At 66.1% G+C, this 23,086-nt stretch carries 22 protein-coding genes; 11 read left to right on the plus strand and 11 right to left on the minus strand.

The genetic code is table 11. The features are described from left to right. Positions 1-251: hypothetical protein (locus tag SMD10_RS20215; RefSeq protein ID WP_331687545.1), on the plus strand; the 251-nt coding region annotated here is incomplete at its 5' end. 373 nt (positions 252-624) lie between these two features. Here SMD10_RS20215 and SMD10_RS20220 read toward each other — a convergent pair. The 3 genes from SMD10_RS20220 to SMD10_RS20230 are packed head-to-tail and all read right to left on the minus strand — an operon-like array spanning position 625 to position 4,476. After that, positions 625-2,043, minus strand: a complete 1,419-nt coding sequence (locus SMD10_RS20220) for an L-fucose/L-arabinose isomerase family protein (protein WP_331687546.1) — start codon at positions 2,041-2,043, stop codon at positions 625-627. Positions 2,044-2,070: 27 nt separating this feature from the next. Further along, entirely contained in the window at positions 2,071-2,769 is a 699-nt protein-coding gene (gene araD, locus SMD10_RS20225; RefSeq protein WP_331687547.1) for an L-ribulose-5-phosphate 4-epimerase AraD, read from the minus strand. 27 nt (positions 2,770-2,796) lie between these two features. Further along, a complete protein-coding gene (locus tag SMD10_RS20230; protein WP_331687548.1) occupies positions 2,797-4,476 on the minus strand; it encodes a ribulokinase in 1,680 nt (559 codons plus the stop codon). Between the two features lie 249 nt (positions 4,477-4,725). Here SMD10_RS20230 and SMD10_RS20235 point away from each other — a divergent pair, with 249 nt between their 5' ends. From SMD10_RS20235 to SMD10_RS20250, 4 genes are all read left to right on the plus strand, one after another. Further along, positions 4,726-5,121, plus strand: a complete 396-nt coding sequence (locus SMD10_RS20235) for a GFA family protein (RefSeq protein WP_331687549.1) — start codon at positions 4,726-4,728, stop codon at positions 5,119-5,121. 115 nt (positions 5,122-5,236) lie between these two features. Beyond that, complete coding sequence (locus SMD10_RS20240) at positions 5,237-6,346, plus strand: N-acetylglucosamine-6-phosphate deacetylase (RefSeq protein WP_331687550.1); 1,110 nt, start codon at positions 5,237-5,239, stop codon at positions 6,344-6,346. Between the two features lie 231 nt (positions 6,347-6,577). Next, positions 6,578-7,081, plus strand: a complete 504-nt coding sequence (locus SMD10_RS20245) for a DinB family protein (RefSeq protein ID WP_331687551.1) — start codon at positions 6,578-6,580, stop codon at positions 7,079-7,081. 14 nt (positions 7,082-7,095) lie between these two features. Then, positions 7,096-7,692 carry a TetR/AcrR family transcriptional regulator gene (locus tag SMD10_RS20250; RefSeq protein ID WP_331687552.1) on the plus strand — a complete coding sequence of 199 codons (597 nt, stop codon included), beginning with the start codon at positions 7,096-7,098 and terminating at the stop codon, positions 7,690-7,692. Here SMD10_RS20250 and rhaB read toward each other — a convergent pair. The 6 genes from rhaB to SMD10_RS20280 form a co-directional block, all read right to left on the minus strand. Then, the gene (rhaB, locus tag SMD10_RS20255; protein ID WP_331687553.1) at positions 7,689-9,152 is read right to left on the minus strand and encodes a rhamnulokinase; all 1,464 of its coding nucleotides are present in this window, start codon (positions 9,150-9,152) and stop codon (positions 7,689-7,691) included. The genes SMD10_RS20250 and rhaB overlap by 4 nt on opposite strands. Positions 9,153-9,191: 39 nt before the next feature. Then, on the minus strand, positions 9,192-9,626 hold the full coding sequence (gene fucU, locus SMD10_RS20260) for an L-fucose mutarotase (protein ID WP_331687554.1): 435 nt from the start codon (positions 9,624-9,626) through the stop codon (positions 9,192-9,194). Positions 9,627-9,686: 60 nt separating this feature from the next. Next, positions 9,687-10,835 (minus strand): iron-containing alcohol dehydrogenase, encoded by a 1,149-nt coding sequence (locus tag SMD10_RS20265; protein WP_331687555.1) that lies wholly within the window; start codon positions 10,833-10,835, stop codon positions 9,687-9,689. A 279-nt stretch (positions 10,836-11,114) separates the two neighbouring features. Continuing rightward, positions 11,115-12,893, minus strand: coding sequence for an L-fucose isomerase (locus SMD10_RS20270; protein ID WP_331687556.1), 1,779 nt, complete (start codon positions 12,891-12,893; stop codon positions 11,115-11,117). A 51-nt stretch (positions 12,894-12,944) separates the two neighbouring features. Next, positions 12,945-13,655: a class II aldolase/adducin family protein gene (locus tag SMD10_RS20275; protein WP_331687557.1), complete on the minus strand. Its 711-nt coding sequence runs from the start codon at positions 13,653-13,655 to the stop codon at positions 12,945-12,947. Further along, positions 13,652-14,530: a DeoR/GlpR family DNA-binding transcription regulator gene (locus SMD10_RS20280; RefSeq protein WP_331687558.1), complete on the minus strand. Its 879-nt coding sequence runs from the start codon at positions 14,528-14,530 to the stop codon at positions 13,652-13,654. The genes SMD10_RS20275 and SMD10_RS20280 overlap by 4 nt, the downstream gene beginning before the upstream one ends. 429 nt (positions 14,531-14,959) lie before the next feature. On the opposite strand from SMD10_RS20280, the gene SMD10_RS20285 reads away from it, so the two are divergent. From SMD10_RS20285 to deoC, 4 genes are all read left to right on the plus strand, one after another. Further along, entirely contained in the window at positions 14,960-16,486 is a 1,527-nt protein-coding gene (locus SMD10_RS20285; RefSeq protein WP_331687559.1) for a sugar ABC transporter ATP-binding protein, read from the plus strand. After that, on the plus strand, positions 16,483-17,487 hold the full coding sequence (locus SMD10_RS20290) for an ABC transporter permease (protein ID WP_331687560.1): 1,005 nt from the start codon (positions 16,483-16,485) through the stop codon (positions 17,485-17,487). Before SMD10_RS20285 ends, SMD10_RS20290 begins: the two co-directional genes overlap by 4 nt. Positions 17,488-17,563: 76 nt before the next feature. Further along, positions 17,564-18,511, plus strand: a complete 948-nt coding sequence (locus SMD10_RS20295; protein WP_331687561.1) for an ABC transporter substrate-binding protein — start codon at positions 17,564-17,566, stop codon at positions 18,509-18,511. A gap of 140 nt (positions 18,512-18,651) precedes the next feature. Continuing rightward, entirely contained in the window at positions 18,652-19,353 is a 702-nt protein-coding gene (deoC, locus tag SMD10_RS20300) for a deoxyribose-phosphate aldolase (RefSeq protein WP_331687562.1), read from the plus strand. Positions 19,354-19,374: 21 nt separating this feature from the next. Here deoC and SMD10_RS20305 read toward each other — a convergent pair whose 3' ends face one another. Beyond that, positions 19,375-19,824, minus strand: coding sequence for a type II toxin-antitoxin system VapC family toxin (locus tag SMD10_RS20305; RefSeq protein WP_331687563.1), 450 nt, complete (start codon positions 19,822-19,824; stop codon positions 19,375-19,377). A 1-nt stretch (position 19,825) separates the two neighbouring features. Further along, positions 19,826-20,068 carry a type II toxin-antitoxin system Phd/YefM family antitoxin gene (locus SMD10_RS20310; RefSeq protein WP_331687564.1) on the minus strand — a complete coding sequence of 81 codons (243 nt, stop codon included), beginning with the start codon at positions 20,066-20,068 and terminating at the stop codon, positions 19,826-19,828. A 300-nt stretch (positions 20,069-20,368) separates the two neighbouring features. Here SMD10_RS20310 and SMD10_RS20315 point away from each other — a divergent pair, with 300 nt between their 5' ends. Continuing rightward, a complete protein-coding gene (locus SMD10_RS20315; protein ID WP_331687565.1) occupies positions 20,369-21,445 on the plus strand; it encodes a GAF domain-containing protein in 1,077 nt (358 codons plus the stop codon). A 65-nt stretch (positions 21,446-21,510) separates the two neighbouring features. Further along, a complete protein-coding gene (gene adh, locus SMD10_RS20320) occupies positions 21,511-23,025 on the plus strand; it encodes an aldehyde dehydrogenase (protein WP_432757285.1) in 1,515 nt (504 codons plus the stop codon). Positions 23,026-23,086 lie beyond the last annotated feature (61 nt).

Raw genomic sequence — 23,086 nt, forward strand, 5'->3', positions numbered from 1 at the left:
GGATCGTGTTCCCGGACACGATAAAAGCCAAGACGGGTTGCCGTTACTTGGACGGGGTGACGGGTTTGGGCGAGGCTATCACCTCGGTGTCGTGCAAGATCGATCTTCCCGTCACGATTCCATTCGAAAACAACACTGTCATTCCGCTTGAGCACCCGACGATCATCGGTCAGCCATGCACCTCCGCATACATCCGAGCATTGCGCGAGGAACCAAACCTGCCCGCCCTCGAGGAAGAAGACCGTCGATGACATCGGCGTAGATCACTTTCACAACGTCGGCTTTGAATGATTTGGTTGTTTGGGGCTATGGCTCGTTGGGGTCAGAAGCCGAAGCGCAGCTTCCCGCCTGCGGTGCGCGAAAGCCGCCCATCTCCGTCCGGCCCATCCGTGCCCTGACTGTGCTTGCGGTCCGACTATAGAAAGGCGGCTCAGGCGTTCGGCAGGGCTCTCCGGCCTGCGGCCGAGGACGGCGCCACACCCACAAAAAAGCGGGCCTTGCGGCCCGCCAGGAGGAGCAGGGTGCCGGCCGCTCCCAGGGAGGAGGAGGGAGGCGGCCGGCCGTCGGGATCGTCAGACCTCGACGTAACTCTCGGGCATGAGATCGCCTCGGCCCGGCCGAGGCTCAGACCTCGACGTATTCGATGCCGGTGAATTTGCAGAACGCCTTCCAGCGCGGGCGCACGTCGCCCAGGTGCAGCACCTGGTGGTGCGTGCCGCCCTGCTCCAGCCAGCCGTTCAGGCACTCGGTGACGCCGGTGTCCGGCTTGAAGAAGAAATAGGGCATCTCGACGGTGGGCAGTTCCTCGGTGTCGAGCACTTCGCCCTGGGCCACCACGAGCCGGTACTTTTCGCCGACGAGCGGCACCAGGCTGACCAGCGTCGCGGGCCCCGGCTCGGCCATGAACAGCACCGTCGGCGGATTGGAGAGCCCGCCGATGCCGAGCGGCCGGTCGATCAGCTTGACCGGCTTGTCCTTGCGCGCAACCTTCCAGTTGCCCTCGCCCATATGGCTCTGCAGCACCGCGTCGCGGGCGAAATCCATAGCGTACATTTCAGTGAAATGCGGGTCGGGCGCGATGGCGCGCGCCGCCACCATGAGGCTGGCGCAGGTCGAGTCGCCCTCCGCCGCGTAGCCATAGCCCTCGGCCATGAGGTTGGAGGCCGCCATCATGTGGATCTGCTTGAAGCGGCCGTCGAAGCCGATCTGGTTGAAGTAGAGCGAGAAGCCGTCGAAGCCGCCCTCCTCCAGGACCGAACGCAGGCCGACCTCGATGCGGGCTGCCTCCTCGAATTGCTCTTGCGTGATCTTCGGATCGATCTCGAAATCCTTGCGGCATTGCGCGATGACGGCGTCGACCGCCTGCTTCGGCGCCTTCTCGATGGCCGAGACGATGGTGCCCATGCCCCAATGCTCGACCTGGACGCCGAGCGTGCGCATGAAGGCGTGGCTGTCGGTCAGGATGTCGCCCATGCCCGGCATCTGGCCGAACACGGCGATGCGCGCCTTGCGCAACGTGGCCTTGGCCTGCGCGGCGCAGCCGAAGGTCTGGACCGCCTCGATGAAGGAATCGGAGCGCCAGTCGCCGGAGAAGACAGAGAAGCGCTTGCCGAGCCGGTTCAGCGTGTTCGCCGTGTCCTGCGCGCCGTGGACGCCCTGGTTGTAGGTAAGATCGCCCATGTCCCAGGCGGTGGTGACCTCGGGCTCGGGCTGGACGTTGGCGAGCATCAGCGGCAGCGACAGGTCGCGCAGCGCGTTGACCAGGCGCAGGCCCGGCCCGTAGGTCAGCATGACGATGAGAATGGCGTCGACGCCCTCGGCCTGGAAATTCGAGACGATGTGCTCGATGTCGGAGCGGTTTCTCGCGGCGCCCGGAAAGCGCATCTCGGCGACGCCGTCGAGGCGCTTGCAGATCTGGCGGGCATAGCCCTCCTGCCGCTCGGTGATGCCGGGCAGCATCTCGTCGTAGAGCTCCTGCATGATGCCGAGCAGCCCGATCACCGGCTTGCGGCCGGCCTTGGCCGCGCCCGTTTCAGTGGTCATGTCCTGTCCTCCTCGTTGGCCCTCGCCCTACGCCTTCTTCTGGCCGTACCAGGCGTTGGGGCCGTGTTTGCGTTCGTAGTGATAGCGCAGCACGTAGTCTTCCAGCGGCGGCGCGTTCGGGTCGAGCGCCAGCGTGGCGCTCGCCATCCGGGCGACTTCCTCCAGAACCACGGCGTTGGTGACGGCGTCGGTGGCGGACTTGCCCCAGGTGAAGGGGCCGTGGCCGGCGACCAGCATCATCGGCTTGGCCAGCGGGTCCTCGTTGCCCATCTGACGCACGATCTGCTGGCCGGTCTCGTCCTCGTAGGCCTCGCCGACCTGAGCCTCGCTCAAGGGCGGCGTGCACGGCACCGGGCCGAAGCAGTGGTCGGCGTGCGTCGTGCCGTAGCAGGGGATGGCGCGGCGCGCCTGGGCCCAGGCCACCGCGTTCATCGAATGGGTGTGGGCGACGCCGCCGACGCTCGGAAACGCCTTGTAGAGCACGGTGTGGGTGGCGGTGTCGGTGGAGGGATTCAGCTCGCCCTCGACGATCGTGTTGTCGAGATCGACCACCACCATCTTGTCCGGCGTCAGATCGCCATAGGCGACGCCCGACGGCTTGATGACGACGAGGCCGGATTGGCGGTCGATGCCGCTGACATTGCCCCAGGTGAGGATGACGATGCCGCGCCGGTCGAGCTCCAGATTGGCCTCGCAGACCTCCTCGCGCAGCTTTTCCAACAGCATGGCCGCTCTCCTTCCTGCAATCGGGGCTCAGACCTGCTCCGGCCGGCCCGAGCGCCTGGGCACGTCGGCCTTGGCCGCCTTGCCGGCGCGCTCGGTCTCGAAGGCGCCCATCGCCAGATAGTCCTGATAGATCGCCTCGTAGGCGGCGGCGGCCTGCGGGTTCGGCTGGAACTCGATCAGCACGTCGCTCTTCATCGCCTCCTGCGCCTCCAGCACCGAGCGGTATTCGCCCGCCGCGGCGGCCGCGAAGATGCCGGCGCCGCGCGCGCAGCACTCCGAGGATTCGACCACCGCGATCGGCCGGTTGAGCACGTCGGCGGAGACCTGCATGACCAGCTTCGACTTCTGCGGAATGCCGCCCAGCGCCATGACCTGTTTGACCGGGATGCCCTCGGCCTCGAAGCGATCGACGATGGCGCGGCCGCCAAAGGCGGTGGCCTCGACCAGCGCGCGATAGATCGACGGCGCGGTGGAGCCCAGATGCAGACCTGCCAGCATAGCGCGCAGGCGCTGGTTGGCATCGGGCGTGCGCCGGCCGTTCAGCCAGTCGAGCGCGCGCTCGCCGTGGCCGCCGGGCGGCAGCGCGCTCGCCGCCTGCTCCAGCTTGCCGAGCACGCTGCCGCGATCGGCCGCCGATTCGGTGCCCCAGTTCAAGAGATTGGCGAACCAGGCATAGGCGTCGCCGAAGGACGACTGGCCGGCCTCGAAGCCGATGAAGCCCGGCAGAACGCTGCCCGGCACCTGGCCGCAGATGCCCTCGACCACCGTATCGCCGACCTCGTTCGGCGGCGCGATCAGAATGTCGCAGGTCGACGTGCCGATGACGCGGGTGAAGGTGTAGGGCGTCACGCCGCCGCCGACCGCGCCGAAATGGCAGTCGAAGGCGCCGACCGCGACGGTGACGCGTGGGCTGAGGCCGAGCTTTTCCGCCCATTCCGGGCTGAGACGGCCGGCCGCATGATCGCTGGTCACCGGATCGCCGAACAGGGGATGCGGCAGCGACAGCAGCCGCTCGTCCAGCGCGGCGAAGAACTCCTTAGGCGGCAGGCCGCCGAAATCCGGATGCCACAGCGCCTTGTGACCCGCCGCGCAGGCGCCGCGCACGATGTCTTGGGCGCGGGAAACGCCGGTGAGCAGCGCGGGGATCCAGTCGCAGAACTCGACCCAGGAGGCCGCGGCCGCCTGCACCTTGGGGCTCTGGCGATAGGTGTGGAGGATCTTCGCCCAGAACCATTCCGACGAATAGATGCCGCCGACATAGCGCGTGTAATCGCGCATATTGGGCGAATGGGCGAGCGCGTTGATCTCCTCGGCCTCGGCGACCGAGGTGTGGTCCTTCCACAGGATGCAGAGCGCGTTCGGATCGTCGGCGAACTCCTCGGAGAAGGCGAGCGGCTGGCCCCTGGCGTCCACCGGAAGGGGTGACGATCCTGTCGTGTCGACGCCGATGCCGACGACCTTTTCCGGCGCCTGGCGGCCGTCCTTGAACAGGCCGCGCACGGCGCGCGTCATCGCCTCGACATGGTCGAGCGGATGCTGGCGAAACTGCTGGCGCGTCGGCTCGCACCACTGTTGGCGCGCCCACCGCTCGTAGGCCTCGACGGAGGTCGCGACCTCCTCGCCCGTATCGACCCGCATCAGCACGGCGCGTACGCTGTCGGTGCCGAAATCCAAGCCGACGACGAATTTGTCGACCGCTGCCCGCATATCCGAATGCCTCCCCGTGCGCGGCGGCCTTCCAGGCTTTTATAGGCCGCGCTCCATGATCGACAGGCTAACGCGGCGCCTCCTCCGGTGGTAGGGTCAAACCGGCTGGATAGCTGGACAATTCTGCTATCGTCGGAGAAATCTTCTTCTGCGGCGCGGGGGCCGCGCAAGGCCATCGCGCATGCCGTCCGGGCTTTGAAAACACCCGAGGCCGCCGCATCATCCAAGTCACCACCTGGAGGGAAGCCCATGACAAGACGTGCAGCCTGCTCCTGCGGCTCGCTTTCGGTCATTGCGGAGGGCGAGCCGATGCTCATCTCCGTCTGTCATTGCCGGGCCTGCCAGCGTCGAACCGGATCGAGTTTCGGCACCGCCGTCTTCTATCCGGCCGAGACCGTCGAGACGACGGGCGAATCCAAGGTCTTCGAACGCATCGGCAGCAGCGGAAAGGCCGTGGCCTTTCATTTCTGCCCCCAGTGCGGGACGACCCTGTTCTGGTTTCCAGGCTTCCGTCCGGGTCTCGTCGCCGTCGCCTTCGGTGCCTTCGACGACCAGGAGGGGCTCGTTCCCTCCAAGAGCGTGTATGAAGAGCATCGCCATCCCTGGGTCAGGCTCGATCTCGACGAGGGACCGGCGGCGCCGTGATGGCGGCGGCGCTCGGCCGCCCCCGCGAAATTGTCCTTTCCTCCTGGCGGCACCGGGCGTTATGTCTCGCGCCACAGCCCCTCCCAAGCGCTGGTCCGACCCGGAGATGATTACGATGAACCGCCTGCTCGCCCCCACCCAGGTCTGGATCGACGGCGCCCTGCAGGACGGCCTGGCGGTCGAGTTGTCGGGACGCGCCATCGCGGCGATCCGGCCGCTGAAGCCGGGAGAGACGCCCGATCTTCGCCCGCACGTCCTGATGCCCGCCTGCACCGATTTGCAGGTCAACGGCAGCGGCGGCGTCATGCTCAATTCGCAGCCGACGGTCGACGGCATCGCCGCGATCGTTGCCGCGCAGCGCGGGCTCGGCACCGGCTGGGTGATGCCGACGCTGATCACCGACGCGGCCGAGCGGATGGAGGCGGTCGCGGACGCCATGCTCGCCGCCTGGGGCCTGGAGGGGCTACTCGGCATCCATATCGAAGGGCCGCACATCAACCCGATCCGCAAGGGCACGCATGAGGCCGCGCACATCCGGCCGATGGACGAGCGCACCTTCGCGGTGCTCGAACGCCTGCGCGCCGCCGGCATCCCCGTGCTGCTGACGCTCGCGCCCGAGATCGTCGGCGCGGCGTGGATCGAAAGGATCGCCGATCTCGGCGTGGTCGTCTCGGCCGGCCATTCGATGGCAACGGCCGACGAGGCGCGCGTCGGACTGGAGGCGGGCGCGCGCTGCTTCACCCATCTCTACAACGCCATGCCGCAGATGACCTCGCGCGAGCCCGGCATCGCGGCCGCCGCGATCAACAGCGACGCCTATGTCGGCATCATCGTCGACGGCCATCACGTGAGCTGGGACATGGTGGCGCTGGCATGGCGGGCGCGGCCCACGGCCCGGCGCCTATTCATGGTCTCCGACGCCATGGCGACCGTCGGCGGCCCGGATCATTTCGAGCTCTACGGCCGGCGCATCGAGGTGCGCGGCGGCAAGCTGGTCAACGCCGAAGGCTCGCTCGCCGGCGCCCATGTCGACCAGCTGACCGGACTCGCCAACGCCGTCACCCATGTCGGCCTGCCGCTGGCCGAGGCCATCGCCATGGTCACCGACGTGCCGCACGAAGCCCTGCGCCTCACGCCGCCCCGGCTCGAAGTGGGCACCACGCTGGAGGAAATGGTGGCGCTGGACGAGGAGCTGCGGCCGGTGGCGCTGGAAGCGGACGTCTGATTCCCGAGGATCGTTTGGGGAACCGCTATCCAGCCTTGGATTGGACATGGGTGATGGGAAGTGGGCAGTTTTTCGGTCAGATTTTGGGGAAAGCCGCGGCATCGATACGAGGCGGGGCCTGTGAAGTCCTTTACATCCAAACGTTCGGTGAGACTTTTTGGCTCATTATTGACTGACGGTCAGTCAATAATATAAGGCTATCCATCTCTACCGTTCGCCTAGGAGCCCGATATGACTGCCCAAACCCTTTTGACGTCTCTGTTCCGATACAAGGCCAGCGTGGATCGCGAGTTGCTGGAAACCTTGGCCTCCGTCCCCGAGGGCGAGGCGTCGGATCGTATCGGATCGGCTCTCCGCGTTCTCAACCATGCGCATATCGTGGACCGGATTTTCGCCGCCAACCTTCAGAAGCAGGAGCACGCCTTTACGGTAAGTTGGGAAAAAGAGGCTCCGGCGCTGACCGACTTGGCGCCCGCCATGTTAGAGACGGATCGGTGGTATCTGGACTATGTGTCGAAGGTCAGTCCAGAAGAGCTGGAAGAGATCCTGGATTTCACGTTCACGGATGGGGCACGCGGGCGCATGTCGCGCGAGGAAATGTTGGCTCATGTGGTGACGCACAGCGGCTATCATCGCGGCGAAGCGGGCCGGCTCCTGCCCGAGATCGAAAGCACGGCGATGCGAGACGTGTTCGCGGGCTACCTGCATCGCTCCGAGCCGCAGCGCCGCCAGTAGAGCGGACTGTTCCGATGGCATCCACCCCGGCCGGGAGGCCAAGAACCAAACCGGCCGAGGAACGGCGCGACGACCTGATGAGATCGGCCGAGCGACTGTTCCTGGAGAAGGGAGTCGAGCAAACCACGATCGAAGACATCACCGCAGGGGCGAGCGTCTCCAAGGGAGCCTTCTATCTCCATTTTTCCTCGAAAGCCGATGTTGTCGAAGCGCTGCGGTCCCGCTTCGTCCAAGGGATGCTAGACCGGATCGAGGCGGACCTGAGCAAGCGACCGAACGACGACTGGCATGGCAAGCTTGCGGCGTGGGCGAATACCTGCGCCGTCGGCTATCTGGACTCCAGCCGCCTCCACGCTATGATCTTTGCCGCTGCTCCCCTGCCACCTCGCGAGGGACTGACGCGCAACCTCCTGATCGACCATCTGGCAGAATTGCTCACGGGCGGAACCCGCCAGGGCGCGTGGTCGCTGACGGACCCGTCTTTCACTGCCATCTTTCTCTTCAACGCCCTGCATGGCGTCGTGAATCAAGAGGGTGCTGCCGGCGATGGACCGGCACGTACCAAAATACTGCGTGAGATAGAGACACACGTTCGCAGAATGGTCCGCTAACCCGCCGGCGTCTCCACGATCGCGCAAAACCGCCGCCATACCGCGTCGGGTACCGGCGCGCCCGGCGTGACGTCGGTGACGGGGAAGGAGCGGCGGACGGTGGTGCGGATGTCTTCGAGGGAGGCGAAGCGGCCGAGCGCCATCATCTGGAGGCAGGCGTTGCCCAGGGCCGAGGTCTCGACCGGGCCGGCGCTCACCGGCACCTGGCACGCGTCGGCGCAGAGCTGGTTGAGCAGCGCGTTGCGGCTGCCGCCGCCGACGATGCGGATCGCCTTCAGCGGCTGGCCGCGCAGCGTCTCCAGCTCCTCCTTCACGCGGCGATAGTCAAGCGCCAGGCTGTCGAAGGCGCAGCGCACGGTGCCGGCGAGGTCGCGCGGCTTCGGCTCGCCGGTTTCCGCGCACGCGGCCTCGATCGCGGCGCTCATCGAGGCGGGATTGAGGAAGCGCGGATGGTCCGGATCGATCAGGCTGCGCCAGGCCGGCGCGGCGGCGGCGGCCTCCACCAGCGCGTCATGGGGCGGACAGCCGTTCTCCTCGCGCAGGCGCTGGACGATCCACAAGCCCATGAGGTTCTTCAGCACCCTTGTGCGGCCGGCCGCGCCGCCCTCGTTGGAGATGTTGAGCCGGCGCGCCGTGGCGTCGGCGTAGGGCACCGGACTTTCGATCCCCATCAGCGACCAGGTGCCCGAGCTGATGACGGCCTCGTCCGGCCCGGCGAGCGGCGCGGCCGCCACCGCCGCGGCGGTATCGTGGCTCGCGGGCGCGATCACCCTCGTATCGCTCGCTCCGTCTTCGGTGCGCAGCCAGCCGAGCGGCGTTCCGGCCGGCACGGGACGCCGCACCATGCGGCCGTCGATGCCGGCGAGCGCCAACAGGCCGGGGTCCCATGCGCCGGTGGCAAGGTCGAAGAGCTGCGTGGTGCTGCCGATCGTCGCCTCGTTGGCGATCTCGCCGCTCAGGCGGAAGTGGAAGTAGTCGGGCATCATCAGGAGGTGACGCGCCTTGGCCAGCCAGTCCGGGTGGTCGCGCGCGGTCGCCGCCAGCTGATAGAGCGTGTTCAGCGGCAGGAACTGGATGCCGGTGCGCCGGTAGATCTCGTCGGCGGGCATCCTTTGGAACACGTCGTCCATGATGCCGTCGGTGCGGTGATCGCGGTAGCAAACCGCCGGCGCGACCCGCTCGCGGCGTTCGTCGAGCAGCACGAAGTCGACGCCCCAGCTGTCGACCCCGACGCTGTCGAGGGCCCCCCGCGCCCGGGCCTCGGCGAGGCCGATGCGGATTTCGGCCTCAATGGCGTCGACATCCCAGATCTCGTGGCCGCTGTCGGCATCATGGCGGTGGGGCGTGTCGAAGCGGTGCAGTTCGGTCAGCGACAGGCGGCCGCCCGTGAGCTCGGCAAGAATGACGCGGCCGCTGCCGGCGCCCAGATCGACGGCGGCGCATCGCGTGATGTCCGTCATGGCGTCCCCTCCCAAGGACCGATGGCGGCGTTCCGGGGCTCAGTTGGCCAGAATCACGCCCTTCTTGATGATGACGTTGGCGTATTTCGCGGTTTCGCCGGTGATCACCACGGCGAAGGCCGCCCGCGTGCGGTCGTAGAAGTCGAAGCGGCCGATGAATTCGGTGGGCGAGGTCTGCGGGTGGTGGCGTTCGATCGCCGAGCGAAAGCGGGCGAGCACTTGCTGGTCCAGCTCGTCGCCCTCGGCGGCCGCCATCATCGTGACCGGGCTCGCCACGTAGCTGTCGAGTTCCCACAGCGGCAGGATGGCGTCGAGCAGCGCATCGACCATCAGCCCGTCGGCGCGGATCACGCGGGCGTTCATCGCGTCGGCCGGAAAGTGGGCGTCGGTGAGCACGAGATCGTCGCCATGGCCCATGCGGCTCAGGACCGCGAGCAGATCCGGCGACAGAAGCGGCGAGATGCCACGCAGCATGATTGAGTCCTCCCCTGGATGAACCGCCCGCCCGGGCGAACCGGGCGGGCGGGATCGAGCTTAAAGCGCCTGGCGATAGAGCGCCAGGATCTGTTCGTCGGTGGCGGCGACCGGATTGCCGGGCGCGCACGGGTCCTTCTGCGCCTTCTCCACCCAGAGCGGGAAATCCTCCTCGGTGACGCCCAACTCGGAGAAGCCCTTGGGGATCCCGACCTTCACCGCCAGTTCGCGGATCGCCTCAACCGCCGCCTTGGACGCCTGCTCGGTGTTCATGTTGGCGGTGTCGACGCCCATCGCCTCGGCGATCCGGGCGAAGCGCTCCACGGCGTAGGGTCGGTTGAACTCCTCGACCACCGGCATCAGGATGGCATTGCAGACGCCGTGCGGCAGGTCCTTCACCGCGCCCGGCTGGTGCGCCATCGCATGCACCAGGCCGAGGCCGGCGCTGTTGAAGGCCAGCCCGGCGATGAACTGGCCGTAGGCCAGCATCTCGCGCGCTTCCAGGTCCTTGCCGTCGGCGACGGCGCGCGGCAGGTATTTCGAGATCAGCCGGATCGCCTCCAGCGCGGCGTGATCGGTCAGCACGTGGGCGCCCTTGGCGACATAGGCCTCGATGGCGTGGGTCAGCGCGTCCATGCCGGTCGCCGCCGTGACCGGGGCGGGGATGCCGGTCATCATCTCCGGGTCGTTGACCGAAATGTCGGGAATGATCTTGGCGTCGATGATGACCATCTTCACCTGGGCGACCGGATCGGTGATCACCGCGTTGGAGGTCACCTCGGCGGCGGTGCCGGCGGTGGTGTTGACGGCGACGAGGAACAGGCCCTCCTTCTCCACCTTGCCGACGCCCTCGTAGAGCGTGATCGGGCCGGGATTGGCCGACAGGATGCGCACCGCCTTGGCGGTGTCGATCGGGCTGCCGCCGCCGACGCCGACGATGCAGTCGCAGGCGTTGCCGCGCAGCATCGCATAGGCCTCCTCGACGACCGGCACGGTCGGGTTGGGAATGACGCCGTCATAGACGACCGCCTCGATCCCCTCGGCCTTCATGGCGTCGACCAGCGGCGCCACCAAGCCGATCTCGGCGAGCACCTTGTCGGTGACGATCAACGGCCTTTTCAGCCCCCGCGCCGCCAGTTCGGCCGGCACGTCGGCGACCGAACCGGGCCCGCTGATGTTGATCTTCGGAAAACACAGACGAAACGACATCGTCCCCATCCTTTGCGGTTGATGATGGCTTGGCGCCGACCGCAGCCGCATCGGCATCGGAAGCGAGCAACCGAGCCCCTTTGGACATCGCCGGGGTCATGGGGTTACGCCAAGAAGACCTCTTCGAGATCCGAAACGGGTTTTATCGCTGCCTGAAACGGGGTTCCAGAATCCGCGCTGGGACCTTTCGGCGCAGGGGCCGCCGGTGGCGTAGGGCACAGGGCTCCGCAGGCGGCGAACGGCATTCGCCGCCTGCGGCTGGCATTTCGGATGACCGCTTCAGCCGTAGAGCGGACCGAAGGCCTCGCAGGCGCGGAAGTCCGCGCCCTCGGTGTTGGAGCCGAACAGGCCCCAGGTGCGCGGCCGGAAGAGGCGCGCCGGCTCGACATTGTGCATCGCCACCGGGATGCGCAGCATCGAGGCGAGCGTGATCACGTCGGCGCCGATATGGCCGTAGGAGATCGCACCGTGGTTGGCGCCCCAGGCGTCCATCACGTTATAGACCGAGACGAAGGGCCCCTCCCCGGTCAGGCGCGGCACGAACCAAGTGGTCGGCCAGCTCGGGTCGGTGCGAAGGTCGAGCGTGTCGTGCACCTTGTCCGGCAGCGCCACCGTCTCGCCCTCGGCGATCTGGAGCACCGGCCCCAGCCGATCGACGAGGTTGAGCCGGATCATCGTCACCGGCATGCCGCCCTTGGTGGTGAAGTCGGTGGAGAAGCCGCCGCCACGGAAGTAGCCGAGATTGGCGGCACAGAAGCGGGTGGCTTCGAGACAGGCTTTCTGGTCCTCCTCGGTCACCTCCCAGAACGGCTTGATCACCGGCTTGCCGTCGACCGTCATCTCGCCGGAGCCGTCCAGGCAGGTGGCGCCGGAATTGATCAGGTGGATGATGCCGCCGGCCGCCGCTCCTTCCGGCTTCCAGCCGCTGACGCGCTCGATCGCCTCGGCGCTCCAGTAGGTGCGCACGTCGGAAAAGATCTGGGCGCGGCCGGTGAGCAGGTTGCCGAGCAGCATGCCGACGCCGTTCAGGCAGTCGTTCTCGGTGGCCATGATCAGCGGCTGGCGCGGCCCGTTCCAGTCGAAAGAAGTGTTGAGCATGGTCTCCATGAAGTCGCCGTTGGGCATGAAGTCGGTCCACTGCCGCTGCCCCTGGAAACCGCCGGCCACCGCATGATGGCCTTCGGCCTCTTCGGCCCAGCCCAGTTCGGCCAGGCGCGGATTGCCGATCATCAGGTCGCGGCAGATCAGCGCCATCTTGACGCTGATTTCCCATTCCTCGGCCTTCTTTTCCGCGCTCGCCCGACGCTCCGGCGGGTTGACGTCGCGGCCTTCCTTGCAGTTCGCCTTGGTCCAGGCCAGCGCAGTCTCGTATTCGTCGGGATCGAAGATCGACAGCTGCAGGCGGCGCTGCACCTCGCTCATGTCGACGCTTTCGGAGCGCATGCCGAGATACTTCTCGAAGAAGTCCGGATCGACCATCGATCCGGCGATACCCATCGAGGTGCCGCCGATCGCCAGATACGCCTTGCCGCGCATGGTGGCGACCGCGAGACCGGCGCGCGCAAAGCGCAGGATCTTGTCGGCGACGTCGGCCGGAATCGATCCGTCGCCGGCGTCCTGTACCTCGCTGCCGTAGATGCCGAAGGCCGGCAGTCCCTTTTGGGCATAGGCCGACAGCACGGCGGCCAGATAGACGGCGCCCGGCCGCTCGGTGCCGTTGAAGCCCCATACCGCCTTGGGCAGCGTCGGGTCCATGTCCATGGTCTCCGAGCCGTAGCACCAGCACGGCGTCACCGTCAGCGACACGCCGACATTCTCGCGCCGGAATTTTTCGGCGCAGGCTGCGGCCTCGGTGACGCCGCCGATCGTGGTGTCGGCGATCACGCATTCCACCGCCTCGCCGGTTGGATGGCGCAGCGTCGAAGAGATCAGCTCGGCCACGGCACGCGCCATGCCCATGGTCTGCTCTTCCAGGCTTTCGCGCACACCCTGCCGCCGCCCGTCGATGGTCGGGCGAATCCCCACCTTCGGCGGGTTCTTCGAAAACACGCTGTTCATGACATCCCCCACATTGCGATTTCTACTGCCGCTCTTCCCGCGGCCGACTGGTTAGGAAAGGCGCGCGCCGCCATAGACCGGCGGCTCGATGCGTTCGGTGATCGCAGGATCAATCTCGTTCGGCTGCTTGCCGTAGGTCTGGAAGCGCTGCAGCACCACGGCCATGTCCGCCTCGCCGAGGATGACGCCGCCGCCGAGCGTGCGCGTGCCGATATAGATTCGAGCGAGGTTCTCGACCTCCTCCAGCACGCCGAAGGTCTTTTCCATGGTCTTGCCGAGGGCGATCACGCCATGGTTGGCGAGCAGGCATGCCTTGCGCGGTCCGAGCGCCTTCAACGCCGCCTCCGACAGGGCCTGGGTTCCGAAGGTCGCATAGTCGGAGCACTCGATCACCGAGCCGCCGCCGACGCCGACCATGTAGTGGATCGCCGGAATGTCGAGCCGGCAGCAGGCGAGAATGGCACAATGCAGCGCGTGGCTGTGCAGCACCACGTCGATGTCGGCGCGCGCGCGCAGGATGTCGTAATGGAACCGCCATTCGGACGACGGGATGAAGTCTCCGTAATAGCGGCCTTCGAGGTCCATCTCGACGATCTGCTCGGGCATCAGCCGGTCATAGGAAATGCCTGAGGGCGTGATGAGGAAACCCTCGTCGGTCCGCACGCTGAGATTGCCTGCCGAACCGTTGTTGAGGCCGGCGGCGTTCATCCGGCGGCAGGTCTCGATCATTTCCTCGCGGACTGCGGTCTGGCTCTGGGTCATGGCGTTGCCGATCGGTTGAGAGCGAATCGTGGTGGCGTGCCGCCCGCATCGACCTCGCGGCCGGCGGTTCGCGACGGATCGTCTTCCGGCGCCCGGCCGAGACGACGCGGCGCGACCAGGACGGTCACGCCTGCATCGATCAGCATCCGGTGGGATTCGTCGGAAATTCCGTCGTCGGTCACGAAGACGTCGACCTCGGAGAGCGGGCAAAGGACCAGGCTGCGCCCCTCGAGGAATTTCGAGCTGTCGGCGAGCACGACGAGCCGGCGCGCCTGCTTGCGCAGCGATCGGAACACCTGGATCGGAACCGGGTCGTCTTCGAGAATGCCGGCCTGGCTCACGGCGTGGCAGCCGATGAAGATGGTGCTCGCCGCCAGGTGCGGATGAAACGGGTTCTCGGCCAACGGGCTGAGAATGACGCCCTGTTCGGGCAGCACCTCGCCGCAGGTGATGAAGGTGCGGTTCGCGCTCTGCGCCATCACGTTGGCGACCGGCAGCGAATTGGTCAGGATGGTCAATCCCGAGCGCGGCAGCCGCTCGGCAAAACGGGCGACCGTGGTTCCGGAAAACAGGATGACAGTATCGGGCGCCTCGCACAGGGAGAGCGCCTCTCCGGCAATGGCGTCCTTGGCCTGCATGTTGCGCAGCTGCTCGCTGCGGAAGAAATAGGATTGCAGCGGCTTATAGCCCGGCTGGACGACGGGCGCGACGCCGCCGCGCACACGGCGCAGCAGACCGCCCTCCTCCAGCTCCGCGACGTCGCGACGAAGCGTGGCGGCCGAGACATCGACAATCGCTAGAATTTCTCGATAGGAAACAGCGGTCTTCCCGTCGATATATTCCAGAATTGCTTGAAACCGATCCTCCTTCAACATGATAGAATGCTAGCGCGAGCGGTCACGCGCGGTCAATCGTAATCATCAGAAGTTTGCAGTTTTAATCATCGCCTATCGACAATGGTGGTTGATTCCACGGTCAAAGGCGGTTAGCCTGCCGACTAACTTGAAACGGCAAGGGAGGATGTGCCGTTGTTTGCAAGTTTTTGCACCATGATGAAGGTTTAAGCACCGCGTGTGGCCGAGCCCTGTTCGGATGCGCCGTCGAATCTCGTCATGTAATTTTGCAACCTTATCAGCAGAGATAATAATAAAACTGAAAGATATATAATTCGATCCGAGTATTCGTGGTGGCCAGGGAGGAAACGCTGTCATGATGGAAAGCAAGATCCGCTGCGACGACGTCGATAAGCGGGTCGTCGCGCTTCAGGACCAGGCCGGAGCGAGCCGCCGACCGGAGCGCGCGTCATGACCGCGCTCGTCCAGATGACCGGCATCGAGAAGACGTTTCCGGGCGTCCATGCCCTCAAGAACGTCCATCTCGAGCTTCTGTCCGGTGAAGTGCACGCCCTGATGGGCGAAAACGGCGCCGGCAAGTCCACCCTGATGAAGATCCTGTCGGGCGTCTACACGAAGGATGCCGGCGAGATCCTGGTCGACGGCAAGGCGGTGGAGGTCGAAGGACCGCGCGCCGCGCAGGACCTCGGCATCTCGATCATCCATCAGGAGCTCTCCCTGATGAACGATCTGACGGTGGCACAGAACATCTTCATCGGGCGCGAGCCGCGACTGCGCTTCGGCCGGCTCGACGAGGCGGCGCTGAACCGGCAGGCGTCCGAGATCTTCGCCTCGATGAACCTCAAGCTCGATCCGCGTACCAAGGTGGAGCGCCTGACCATCGCCAAGCAGCAGATGGTCGAGATCGCCAAGGCCTTGTCCTTCAAGTCGCGCGTGCTGGTCATGGACGAACCGACGGCGGCGCTCAACGATGCCGAAATCGAGGAGCTGTTCGTCATCATCCACCGGCTGCGGGCCGAGGGCGTCGGCATCATCTACATCTCCCACAAGATGGACGAGCTGAAGCGCATCGCCGACCGGGTGACGGTGATGCGCGACGGCGAGACGGTCGGCACGGTACCGGCAGCCGATACGCCGATCGCCCAGATCATCTCGATGATGGTGGGACGCGCACTGTCCGACGAAACGGCCTCGATCCCCGATCTTTCCGGCGCCGAGACCGCGTTGGAGGTGCGCGGCCTGACGCGCGGCCGCGAAATCCGCGACGTCAGCTTCTCGGTGAAGAAGGGCGAAATCCTCGGCTTCGCCGGCCTGATGGGGGCCGGGCGTACGGAGGTAGCACGGGCGATCTTCGGCGCCGACCCGATCGAAGCCGGCGAGATCTACATCAACGGCCAGCGCTGCATGATCCGCAGCCCGTCCGACGCGGTCGCCGCCGGAATCGGCTATCTGTCGGAGGACCGCAAGCATTTCGGCCTGGCCGTCGGCATGGATCTGCGCGCCAACGTAGCGATGGCGAGCCTCGACCGTTTCACCAATCGCGTCGGCCAGCTCGACGAGAAGGGCATGCGGGAGGCGGCGCTGCGCTACATCGATATCCTCGGCATCCGCACGCCCTCGGACCGCCAGGAAGTGCGGCTCTTGTCGGGCGGCAACCAGCAGAAGGTCGTGGTCGCCAAGTGGCTGCTTCGCGATTGCGAGATCCTGATCTTCGACGAGCCGACGCGCGGCATCGACGTCGGCGCCAAGGCGGAGATCCACAAGCTGTTGAACAGCCTCGCCGCGCAGGGGCGCGCCATCATCGTCATCTCCTCGGAACTGCCGGAGGTGCTGCGGCTCAGCCACCGCATCGCCGTGATGTGCGAGGGCCGGCTGACCGGCATCCTGCCGGGCGGATCGCAAACCAGCCAGGAAGAAATCATGCATCTCGCGACGCTGCGCGAGAGTGCCATGGAAGTTGCGGGAGCACACGCATGACCACCGTCGAAGCGCCGCACCAGGGTTTCGGAGCACGCCTGATCAGCCGCGGCGCCCATCAGAAGCTGCTCGCCTTCGCCAGCCTCGTGCTGTTGCTGATCGGTTTTTCGCTGGCCTCGCCGAACTTCATGCAGATGGCCAACATCATCGCCATCCTGCAGGCCACGGCGGTGAACGGCGTGCTGGCGATCGGCGTCACGCTGGTCATCATCACCGGCGGCATCGACCTGTCGGTCGGCACGATGATGACGTTCTGCGCCGTCATCACCGGCGTGGTGCTGACCTATTGGGGTCTGCCGCTGCCCTTGGGCATCATCGCCTCGATCGGCACCGGCGCGTTGTGCGGGCTGACCTCCGGCTTCTTCGTCGCCAAGATGAAGATCCCGCCCTTCATCGCCACGCTCGGCATGATGCTGATGCTGAAGGGCGGATCGCTGGTGATCTCCGGCACGCGGCCGATCTATTTCAACGACACGCCCGGCTTCACCGAGATTTCGCGCGGCTCGCTGATCGAGATGATCGTGCCGGGCCTGCCGGTGCCCAACGGCGTGCTGATCCTGTTCCTGACGGCCTTCGCGGTAAGCTACATCCTCGATCGCACGGTGCTCGGCCGCTACACCTTCGCGCTCGGCTCCAACGAGGAGTCGGTGCGGCTGTCCGGCGTCAACGTCGATGCCTGGAAGATGGCGATCTATTCGCTCGCGGGCGGCATCTGCGGCATCGCCGGGCTGTTGATCGCCTCGCGCCTCAACTCCGCCCAGCCCGCTCTCGGCCAGGGCTACGAACTGGAAGCGATCGCCGCCGTGGTGATCGGCGGCACGTCGCTGTCGGGGGGGCGCGGCACCATCCTCGGCACGCTCATCGGCGCGCTCATCATGGCGGTTCTCACCAACGGACTGCGCATCCTGTCGGTGGCGCAGGAATGGCAGACCGTCGTCACCGGCGCGATCATCATTCTTGCCGTCTACGCCGACATGATGCGCCGCCGCAAGGCGGGCTGAGCCCGATCAAGAAGAGGGCGATCCCACGCCCCCGACCAGAGACTTGAAGCGTCAACCATCAGAACCGGAGGAAACCATGATCTCAAGACGCACCCTGTTCGGCGCCATCTGCGCCACGGCTCTCCTGGCCTCGGGCGCCCATGCCTCGGCCCAGGACGCCATGTATATTCCGCTGATCTCCAAGGGCTTCCAGCACCAGTTCTGGCAGGCCGTGAAGATGGGCGCGGACAAGGCGGCCAAGGAATTCGGCGTCGAAGTCACCTTCGAGGGCCCGGACGACGAAAGCCAGGTCGACCGCCAGATCGACATGTTGTCGGCCGCGCTCGCCAAGCACCCCGATGCGATCGGCTTCGCCGCGCTCGACAGCCAGGCCGCCATCCCGCTGCTCAAGCAGGCCCAGGACGAGGGCATTCCGGTCATCGCCTTCGACTCCGGCGTCGACAGCGACATTCCGGTGGCCACGGCGTCGACCGACAACATCGCCGCCGCGGCGCTCGCCGCCGACAAGATGGCCGAACTGATCGGCGACGAGGGCCAGGTCGCGGTCGTCGTGCACGACCAGACCAGCCGCACCGGCATCGACCGCCGCGACGGCTTCGTCAACCGCATCAAGGACGCCCATCCCAACATCGAGGTCGTGACCGTCCAGTACGGCGGCGGCGACCAGCTCGAATCGACCGAGCTGACCAAGTCGATCCTGCAGGGCAATCCCGATCTCAAGGGCATCTTCGGCGCGAACGAAGGCTCGGCCATCGGCGTCATCAACGGCGTTCGCGAAATGGGCAAGAGCGACGTCGTGGTGGTCGGCTACGATTCGGGCGCCGCGCAGAAGCAGGCGATCCGCGACGGGCTGATGGCCGGGGCCATCACTCAGAACCCGATCGGCATCGGCTACGAGACGGTCAAGGCCGCGATCGCCGCGGCCAAGGGCGAAACGGTCGAGAAGACCATCGACACCGGCTTCTACTGGTACGACAAGACGAACATCGACGATCCCGAGATCGCCGCGGTTCTCTACGACTGATCGGTGCCGCTGCCGGCTCGCCAGCGGGCGATACCGGCAACGCCTCAAGAAATGCGGCCGCGGGATCTCCTCACGCGGCCGCGTTTTCGTATAGGAAGCGGGCAGGATCGCCTTGCTCTCTGTCAGGAGGAGAACTCCCAATGCCCGAACCGATCACGATCGCATCGCCGGCCGATCTCGCCGGCCTGATCGACCACACGCTGTTGAAGCCCGAGGCGACGCCCGACCAGGTGCGCACGCTCTGCGCGGAGGCGATCCAGCACCGCTTCTGTTCGGTCTGCGTCAACCCGATCTATGTTTCGCTGGTGGCCGGGCAACTGAAGGGAACGGGCGTCAAGACCTGCTCGGTGGTCGGCTTCCCGCTCGGCGCCACGCCGGCGGCCTCCAAGGCGGCGGAAACCCGGCAGGCCGTCGCCGACGGCGCCGAGGAGATCGACATGGTGATCGCCGTCGGCCTGCTGAAGGCCGGCGACACCGATGCGGTAAAGGTCGATATCGCCGCCGTGAAGGAAGCCTGCGGCCCGGCCCTGCTCAAGGTGATCATCGAGACGTGCCTGCTCACCAACGCCGAGAAAGAAACAGCCTGCCGACTGGCCCAGCAGGCGGGCGCCGATTTCGTCAAGACCTCCACCGGATTCTCGACCGGCGGCGCCACCGTCGCCGACATCGCTCTGATGCGCCGCGTCGTCGGGCCCGCGATGGGCGTCAAGGCCTCGGGCGGCGTGCGCACCTTCGAGGACGCCAAGGCGATGATCGAAGCCGGCGCTACCCGCATCGGCGCCAGCGCAGGCGTCGCCATGGTGACCGCGGCCGGCGCGAGCCAGGGGGGCGAGGGATACTGAAGTTGATTGCCGTAAGCTCGTTCAGCCGGATTGAAGCGGCGGCAGACCTTCATAGGGATTGAGGAAGGATACGCCCAACGGTTCGAAGTCCCGCGTGTTTCGCGTCAGGACCGTCAAGCCGTGCGCCTCGGCGGTCGCAGCGATCACCACATCCGCAAAGCCGGGATCGAAACCGGCGCCTCTGGCACGATCTGACAAGACGCCGGCGATATGGGCCGCGCCGAGGTCGAACGGCAGGATTCGTTTGGCGTACAGGTGCTCGACGGTCGCCCACCATTCGCGGAGCGCGGCGGCCTTGCGGATCGCTCCCTGGCGTTCGTTCTTCTCGATGCCGTTGCGGACTTCGGCGACGGTGACCACCGACAAGAACAGCTGCGGCGAGGCCGCATCCATCCAGTTGGCCAAATCGGTGACGGACACTTTTGCGGTCGGCGAGATGGCCGACAAGATGTCGGTATCGGCCAGATACACGTCAGGGCTCGAAATCGCGAAGTGATTGATTGCTGCGCTCCGGCAGGTCGCCATCAAGAAGTCCGGAAGCCATCAGGAGACGCCCGAAACTGGGGATCGTGGACAGCTTCTCCCATTCCTCCCAGGATACCAAAACGGCAGCCTTCCGGCCGTGGCGTGTGATGACCGCCGGTTCGCCTCTTACGGCGTTATCGACGACGGCCGAAAGCGATGCCTTGGCGTCCCGAAGCTGGATTTCACGCATGAGAATTCTCCAATGTGACTACAATAGTCATATAGGGGTTCCTATGTGATATCAAAGGAATTGGCAGGCTCGCCAACGGCGGCATCCAGCCTCGATACGTCTTTGGATGGTCGATATTCCCCTGACAGCAACCAAAGCAGGCGGCGCGATCGAACGATCGTGAAACTCTTGCGGGACATTCAGGATTTTCGAACGCCGCTTCTGCCGCTACAATACTCCCGCCGGGCATGATGGAGGAGATCGGCTCGGCCAGCGAAACGGCGCCCAAAGCCGTGCACTGGGACGGGAGGAGACGGAACCGTGGCGAGCGATTGCCTGGACCATTCCGCTTTAATCGAGACGGCGATCGCGGCAGACGGAGCGGCGCGCTCGCCGCTCGTCGCGTCATGGAGCCGGTCGGCTCGCCTGCATGGCCTCGATCCCGACAGCAAGAGCCCGCCCAAGCGGCTGACCGAGGTCGCGCTTCGTGACCTGCGGGACGAAATGGGGCCGCTGGCTCGCGCCGCGGCGCCGAGCCTCGACCATCTGTTCCAGGCGGTCGGCGGCATGGGGTGCTGCGTGCTGCTGGCCGATCGCCACGGCGTGCCGGTGGAGCGGCGCGGCATGCCGGGTGACGACCGCACCTTCGAGGAGTGGGGCCTGTGGCCGGGCGCAGTCTGGAGCGAGGCCGAGGAAGGCACCAACGGCATCGGCACCTGCCTGATCGAGCATCGGCCGGTCACCATCCACCGCGACCAGCACTATCTGTCGCGCAACGTTGCGCTCGGCTGCATGGCGGCGCCGCTGCACGACCACGAAGGCCGGCTTGCGGGCGTGCTCGACGTCTCGTCCTGCCGCTCCGACTTCACCGAAAGCGTCGCCCGGCTGATCGCGCTCACCGTGGCCGAAACCGCCCGGAGGATCGACGCGGAGGTCTTCCGTCTGGCGTTTCCACACGCGCGAATCACCTTGGTGCCGGGCGAAGACCGTACTGCCGGGGCGCTGGTCGCGATCGACGCCGACGATCTCGTCATCGGCGCCACCTACAGTGCGCGCCAGGCGCTCGATTTGTCTGCCGACCTCGTGCGAAACCCCATTCCGGCTTCCGATCTGCTCGGCATCGCAGCGGCCGAAACCCTCGACGAGGCCGAACGCGGCGTGCTGGCCCGCGCGCTCGCCCGGGCCCGCGGCAACGTCTCGGCCGCCGCACGCAGCCTCGGCGTTTCGCGCGCCACCTTCCACCGCAAGCTCGGCCGCCTGGGTTCCGACCACTTGGCCGGAGCCAGTGTGCTCCACTCGCGCAAAGATACTGCGGCAACCTGTCGCAATTCTGCGACAGGTTGCGCTCTTGTTCTGCCGGCGACGGCTGACAGGCCCCCAACGAAATCAGACTATTAGGGCGTAAGGCCGCAGGGAGGCGGCGGATCTGGATCCAACGATTTCGGGAGGACCGCATGAACCAGATGCAGATTGACAAGCTCGCGCAGGCCAAATCGCCCTTCGCCGAGCAATACGAGAATTTCATCGGCGGCAAATGGGTGGCCCCGCAGGCCGGGCGCTATTTCGACAATGTCACGCCGATCACCGGCCAGGTGATCTGCAAGGTCGCCCGCTCCGACGCCAGCGACATCGAGCTGGCGCTCGACGCGGCGCACGCGGCCAAGGACGCCTGGGGCAAGACCAACGTCGCCCAGCGCGCCTTTCTCCTCAACAAGATCGCCGACCGGATGGAAGAGAACCTGGAGCTGCTGGCGACGGCGGAAACCTGGGACAACGGCAAGCCGATCCGCGAGACGACGGCGGCCGATCTGCCGCTGGCGATCGACCACTTCCGCTATTTCGCCAGCTGCGTACGGGCGCAGGAAGGCACGCTGTCGGAGATCGATCACGACACCATCGCCTATCACTTCCACGAGCCGCTCGGCGTGGTCGGCCAGATCATCCCGTGGAACTTCCCGATCCTGATGGCGGTGTGGAAGCTCGCTCCGGCGCTCGCCGCCGGCAACTGCGTGGTGCTGAAGCCGGCCGAGCAGACGCCGGCCTCCATCATGCTCCTGATGGACCTCATCGGCGACCTGCTGCCGCCGGGCGCCATCAACGTCGTCAACGGTTTCGGCCTGGAAGCCGGCAAGCCGCTCGCCTCGTCGAACCGCATCGCCAAGATCGCCTTCACCGGCGAGACGACGACCGGCCGGCTGATCATGCAATATGCCAGCCAGAACCTCATCCCCGTCACGCTGGAGCTGGGCGGCAAGTCGCCGAATATCTTCTTCGAGGACGTGCTGGCCGAGGACGACGACTTCTTCGACAAGGCGATCGAAGGCTTCGTGATGTTCGCCCTCAACCAGGGCGAGGTCTGCACCTGCCCGTCGCGCGCCCTGATCCAGGAATCGATCTACGATCGCTTCATGGAGCGCGCGCTGGAGCGCGTGAAGGCGATCAAGCAGGGTCACCCGCTCGATCCCTCGACGATGATCGGCGCGCAGGCGTCGAACGAACAGATGGAGAAGATCCTCTCCTATTTCGACATCGGCAAGCAGGAAGGCGCCAAGCTGCTTCTCGGCGGCGAGCGCAACAATCTCGGCGGCGACCTGGAGGGCGGCTACTACATCAAGCCCACCGTGTTCCAGGGCAACAACAAGATGCGGATCTTCCAGGAGGAGATCTTCGGCCCCGTCGTTTCCGTCACCACGTTCAAGGACGAGGACGAGGCGCTGTCGATCGCCAACGACACGCTCTACGGCCTCGGCTCGGGCGTCTGGAGCCGCGACGCCAACCGGCTCTATCACTTCGGCCGCAACATCCAGGCCGGCCGCGTCTGGACCAACTGCTACCACGCCTATCCGGCGCACGCCGCCTTTGGCGGCTACAAGCAGTCGGGCATCGGCCGCGAGACCCATTCGATGATGCTCGACCACTACCAGCAGACCAAGAACCTTCTGGTCAGCTACAGTCCGAAGAAGCTCGGCTTCTTCTGACGACGCCATGCCTGGCGGACGCTCCCGCCCGCCAGGCATCCGCTCGTATCGAGTCCAAGGG

The organism is Consotaella aegiceratis (assembly GCF_036541425.1).
GTDB classification, from domain to species: Bacteria; Pseudomonadota; Alphaproteobacteria; order Rhizobiales; family Rhizobiaceae; genus Consotaella; species Consotaella aegiceratis.

What these genes read in the sequence shown, in the direction of transcription:
- fucU (WP_331687554.1), bottom strand. Translation starts at nt 9,626, where the DNA reads ATGCTGCGTGGCATCTCGCCGCTTCTGTCGCCGGATCTGCTCGCGGTC.
- SMD10_RS20220 (WP_331687546.1), bottom strand. Translation starts at nt 2,043, where the DNA reads ATGACCACTGAAACGGGCGCGGCCAAGGCCGGCCGCAAGCCGGTGATC.
- SMD10_RS20265 (WP_331687555.1), bottom strand. Translation starts at nt 10,835, where the DNA reads ATGTCGTTTCGTCTGTGTTTTCCGAAGATCAACATCAGCGGGCCCGGT.
- rhaB (WP_331687553.1), bottom strand. Translation starts at nt 9,152, where the DNA reads ATGACGGACATCACGCGATGCGCCGCCGTCGATCTGGGCGCCGGCAGC.
- SMD10_RS20230 (WP_331687548.1), bottom strand. Translation starts at nt 4,476, where the DNA reads ATGCGGGCAGCGGTCGACAAATTCGTCGTCGGCTTGGATTTCGGCACC.
- SMD10_RS20270 (WP_331687556.1), bottom strand. Translation starts at nt 12,893, where the DNA reads ATGAACAGCGTGTTTTCGAAGAACCCGCCGAAGGTGGGGATTCGCCCG.
- SMD10_RS20240 (WP_331687550.1), top strand. Translation starts at nt 5,237, where the DNA reads ATGAACCGCCTGCTCGCCCCCACCCAGGTCTGGATCGACGGCGCCCTG.
- adh (WP_432757285.1), top strand. Translation starts at nt 21,511, where the DNA reads ATGCAGATTGACAAGCTCGCGCAGGCCAAATCGCCCTTCGCCGAGCAA.
- SMD10_RS20245 (WP_331687551.1), top strand. Translation starts at nt 6,578, where the DNA reads ATGACTGCCCAAACCCTTTTGACGTCTCTGTTCCGATACAAGGCCAGC.
- SMD10_RS20310 (WP_331687564.1), bottom strand. Translation starts at nt 20,068, where the DNA reads ATGCGTGAAATCCAGCTTCGGGACGCCAAGGCATCGCTTTCGGCCGTC.
- SMD10_RS20275 (WP_331687557.1), bottom strand. Translation starts at nt 13,655, where the DNA reads ATGACCCAGAGCCAGACCGCAGTCCGCGAGGAAATGATCGAGACCTGC.
- deoC (WP_331687562.1), top strand. Translation starts at nt 18,652, where the DNA reads ATGCCCGAACCGATCACGATCGCATCGCCGGCCGATCTCGCCGGCCTG.
- araD (WP_331687547.1), bottom strand. Translation starts at nt 2,769, where the DNA reads ATGCTGTTGGAAAAGCTGCGCGAGGAGGTCTGCGAGGCCAATCTGGAG.
- SMD10_RS20235 (WP_331687549.1), top strand. Translation starts at nt 4,726, where the DNA reads ATGACAAGACGTGCAGCCTGCTCCTGCGGCTCGCTTTCGGTCATTGCG.
- SMD10_RS20295 (WP_331687561.1), top strand. Translation starts at nt 17,564, where the DNA reads ATGATCTCAAGACGCACCCTGTTCGGCGCCATCTGCGCCACGGCTCTC.
- SMD10_RS20280 (WP_331687558.1), bottom strand. Translation starts at nt 14,530, where the DNA reads ATGTTGAAGGAGGATCGGTTTCAAGCAATTCTGGAATATATCGACGGG.
- SMD10_RS20290 (WP_331687560.1), top strand. Translation starts at nt 16,483, where the DNA reads ATGACCACCGTCGAAGCGCCGCACCAGGGTTTCGGAGCACGCCTGATC.
- SMD10_RS20285 (WP_331687559.1), top strand. Translation starts at nt 14,960, where the DNA reads ATGACCGCGCTCGTCCAGATGACCGGCATCGAGAAGACGTTTCCGGGC.
- SMD10_RS20250 (WP_331687552.1), top strand. Translation starts at nt 7,096, where the DNA reads ATGGCATCCACCCCGGCCGGGAGGCCAAGAACCAAACCGGCCGAGGAA.